1 protein-coding gene is annotated in these 1,503 nt (G+C 61.5%); it reads left to right on the plus strand.

Translation table 11 applies throughout. The annotated features are described in order from the left end of the window. Positions 1-518: 518 nt before the first annotated feature. Positions 519-1,503 (plus strand): acyl-CoA dehydrogenase family protein (locus OSA81_13805; protein MDE0900077.1); only part of this gene is annotated, 985 nt, incomplete at its 3' end.

Genomic DNA, 1,503 nt, shown 5'->3' on the forward strand with positions numbered 1-1,503 from the left:
GACTGAAAATCGCGGTGTCGACAGTTCAATTCTGTCCCGGGCCACCAGCTTGTGTCAGCTGCCCGCTTGCTCCGGTTCTTGATCTTCTGTTGTGCGAATCAGCGAAGCTTGGGACCCAGACCGGTTTGACACCTACTGGGTTCCCTCGACCCTGTTCGTGCGCTCTGGGCGGAGCGCTTTGCTTGGCTACGTATGGCCCCGTCCACACGGAAACCAGCGGCTTCCGGAGCCCGTTGCGGGAGGTGTAAAGGGACCCGTTGCGGGAGTGCCCTGCCCCGCCGCCGGTCCTTCCTGGCCCTCAACCCCGAGCTGGGCACGAGGCGTTCACAGTAAACGCAGTTGTCGGAGAGGAACCGAGTGCTCTGTCTTTCGCTGGGTGCGATCGACGCTCAACTCGCGCGCTTCTTCGAAGGACCATATGTTGACATTTACTAAGACAGCCGTATTGTATTTGGAGTTAGACGTCTTGCCCCGGGCCGGCCTTCTCTGCCGGCCCCACCCACGGAAGGAAGCGCACGATGGCATGGGATTTCTCGACCGAACCGGAATTTCAGGAGAAGCTCGACTGGATCCAAACGTTCTGCGAAGAGCGCGTTGAACCGCTCCACCACATCTTTCCCCACGCCGTCCGCGTGCCGGACCCCGTCGTAAAGGCTTATGTCCGCGACCTGCAACAGGACGTCAAAGACCAGGGGCTCTGGGCCCTCTTTCTCGATGAAGAACTCGGTGGGCCCGGTTTAGGACAGCTGAAGCTCGGCCTGGTCAACGAAATTCTCGGTCGCTATCCGGCGGCGCCCCAGCTCTTCGGGGCCGCTGCCCCCGATACGGGCAACATGGAAATCCTGGCCGCCTATGGAACCGACGAACAGAAGAAGCGCTGGCTCGAGCCGCTGCTCGCCCAGGAAATGTTCTCGGCCTACTCAATGACCGAGCCCCAGGGTGGCTCGGACCCCCGCCTCTTTAAGACCGTCGCGGTTCGCGACGGTGACGAGTGGGTCATCAACGGCTCGAAATGGTTCACCTCCGCGGGGCGCGTCGCCGACCTCCTCTTCGTGATGTGCACGAACGGCATCTTCATCGTGCCTCGCAAGACGCCGGGGGTTGAGATCATGCCCGAGCCACGCAATCACAATCACATCATCTATACCGACGTGCGCGTGCCACTCGACCACCTGCTCGGGCCGGAGGACGGGGCCCATATCCTGGCGCAACGTCGCCTCGGTGGTGGACGCATCCATCACGCGATGCGCACCATCGCGCAGTGCACGATGGCGTTCGACATGATGTGCGAGCGAGCGCTGTCGCGACAATCGCACGGTGCCGTGATCTCCGAACACCAGATGGTGCAGGAGAAGATCGCGGAGTCGTACGCAAAGCTGAAGATGCTGCGCCTCTACGTGCTCGAAACGGCCTGGAAGATGGATCAGACCTCCGCCCAGGAATGCCGAACCGACATCGCCGCAGTGAAGTTCACGATGTCCCGTGTGCTGCGGGAGATCTCCT

The sequence above is a fragment of the Longimicrobiales bacterium genome, from assembly GCA_028823235.1.
Lineage (GTDB): Bacteria > Gemmatimonadota > Gemmatimonadetes > Longimicrobiales > Gaopeijiaceae > UBA2589.